Annotated in this window: 3 protein-coding genes; 2 read left to right on the top strand and 1 reads right to left on the bottom strand. The window is 72.7% G+C overall.

Annotated elements, in window-relative coordinates:
* Nucleotides 1–64: 64 nt before the first annotated feature.
* Complete coding sequence (locus SACSA_RS0118280; protein WP_028662017.1) at nt 65–676, bottom strand: hypothetical protein; 612 nt, start codon at nt 674–676, stop codon at nt 65–67.
* A 73-nt stretch (nt 677–749) separates the two neighbouring features.
* Here SACSA_RS0118280 and SACSA_RS0118275 point away from each other — a divergent pair, with 73 nt between their 5' ends.
* Both SACSA_RS0118275 and SACSA_RS0118270 read left to right on the top strand, forming a co-directional pair.
* Nucleotides 750–1,409, top strand: a complete 660-nt coding sequence (locus tag SACSA_RS0118275; protein WP_028662016.1) for a TetR/AcrR family transcriptional regulator — start codon at nt 750–752, stop codon at nt 1,407–1,409.
* 10 nt (nt 1,410–1,419) lie between these two features.
* The coding region (locus SACSA_RS0118270; protein WP_019819178.1) for an LLM class F420-dependent oxidoreductase at nt 1,420–2,068 on the top strand (649 nt) is incomplete at its 3' end.

Below are 2,068 nucleotides of genomic sequence, written 5' to 3'. Positions count from 1 at the left end.
CCGTGGTCGGCGCCCGCGGCCCGGCGGCCCGTCCCGGGCGCCGGGAACGGCGGACCGCGGTGGGTCAGGCGGTGTGAGCGAGCCTGCGGAACCACGAGGTCAGCGCGGTGGCCGGGGAGAAGTCGCGACGAATGGTGTCCCGCTCGCGGAACAGGCTCACCAGGGTTCCCCCGACACGGGCGGCCTCGTCGAGGGAGTCGCCGGGCTCGGCCATTCCCGCCGCGAGCGCCAGCGTCCGCAGCTCCGCCTGGCGCACGCGGCGCACGGCGGCGAACCGGTCGGCACCGGCCTCCAGCACGTCGTGCAGCCCGGGGTGCCGCCGCGCGGTGGCCCGCCATGCCCGCGCCACGGCGTCCACCTGGTCGCGGTCGCCGGGCACGTCCCCGGTGTCCTCCGGGCCCGGTACCAGGGCCCTGAGCTGGCCGCCCAACGTCTGGTGCCACCGGTGGTGCAGCGCCAGCAGAAGACTCTCCTCGTCGCCGAAGACCTCGCGCGCTCCGTCGATCCCCTCGAACGGGACACGCCCGTCCGCGTCCTGCCGCGCCCGCGCGATCGCCGCGTCCAGGATCTCGCGCCGGCGGTAGTAGTCGCTCCAGCTCATGGCCTCGACCCCCTTCGTGGCCTCGTCCCATCGGGCGCCCCCGGTGAGCTGGGTCATACCGATGGTTTGAGTCATACTGTTGGTATGTGACTGTCGTTCTCAACATACCAGCGGTACGGGGGCGTGAGCGGCGGTTACGCTTGTGAGCGTGGTGACACCGAAGTCGGAGCGAGAGAGCAGGCCGGAGGCGGTCGAGGCGCGGTCGCGGCGGGACGACCACGCGGAGTCCACCCGGCAGGCCCTCGTCGACAGCGCCGTCGCGCTGTTCGCGGAGCGCGGCTACGCGGGGACCTCGCTCGACGAGATCGCCAAGCGCGCACGGGTCACCAAAGGAGCGCTGTACCACCACTTCCACGGCAAGCAGGCCGTCTTCGAGGCGGCCTTCGACGCGGTGGAGACACGGGTCAAGCGGCGGATCGAGGCGCTGCTGCGGCGCCCTGAGCCGCCGTGGGACCGGGCGTTGTCCAGCCTGCGCGCGTTCGTCGCGAGCTGCCTCGACCCCGCCTACCAGCGCATCGCCCTGCACGAGGGTCCCGTGGTGATGGGGTGGAAACGGTGGCGGGAGGCCGAGGACCACTACAGTCTCGGCCTGATCCGGCAGTGCCTGCGGGATCTCATCGACGCCGGTGAGCTCGCCGCCGTGCCCGTCGAGATCAGCTCCCGGCTGCTGCTCGGCACGCTGTGCAGCGCCGCCACCGAGATCGCCCACTCGGCCGAGCCTGAGCGGGTCGCCGCCGAGGTCGAACAGGCGGTGCTGGGCCTGCTCGACCAGGTCAGGTTGACTCCCCGCCAGGCGCGGGCCGACTAGGCTCACCCCCGTGGAACTGAGGATCTTCACCGAACCGCAACAGGGTGCCCATTACGATGACCTGCTCCGCGTGGCGCGGGCGAGTGAACAGGCCGGCTTCGGCGCGTTCTTCCGCTCCGACCACTTCCTGAAGATGGGCTCGGTCAGCGGACTCCCCGGCCCCACGGACGCCTGGGTGACGCTGGCGGGCCTGGCCCGGGAGACCTCCCGCATCCGGTTGGGCACGCTCGTGACGGCGGCGACGTTCCGCCACCCCTCGCTGCTGGCCATCTCGGCCGCCCAGGTGGACCAGATGTCCGGCGGACGGGTGGAGTTCGGGCTCGGCTCGGGCTGGTACGCCGACGAGCACACCGCCTACGGATTCGACCTGCCCGCGATGCGGGAGCGTTTCGACCGCTACGCCGAACAGCTCGCGATCGTCACCGGGCTGTGGCACACGCCGGAGGGCGAGACGTTCAGCCACGACGGCGCCCACTACACGCTGCGGGAAGCGCCCGGACTGCCGAAGCCCGCCCAGCGCCCGGGGCCGCCGGTGATCCTGGGCGGCACCGGGCGCAAGCGCACGCCCGAACTCGCGGCGCGCTACGCCGACGAGTTCAACATTCCGTTCAGCGACCGCGACACCGCCCGCGCGCAGTTCGAGCGCGTGGACGCGGCCG

Source organism: Saccharomonospora saliphila YIM 90502, assembly GCF_000383795.1.
Classification (GTDB): domain Bacteria; phylum Actinomycetota; class Actinomycetes; order Mycobacteriales; family Pseudonocardiaceae; genus Saccharomonospora; species Saccharomonospora saliphila.
This window is presented reverse-complemented; position numbering and strand designations above follow the sequence as displayed.

Excerpts from the sequence above, each read along its gene's own strand:
- SACSA_RS0118280 (WP_028662017.1), bottom strand. The coding sequence starts at position 676 with ATGACTCAAACCATCGGTATGACCCAGCTCACCGGGGGCGCCCGATGG.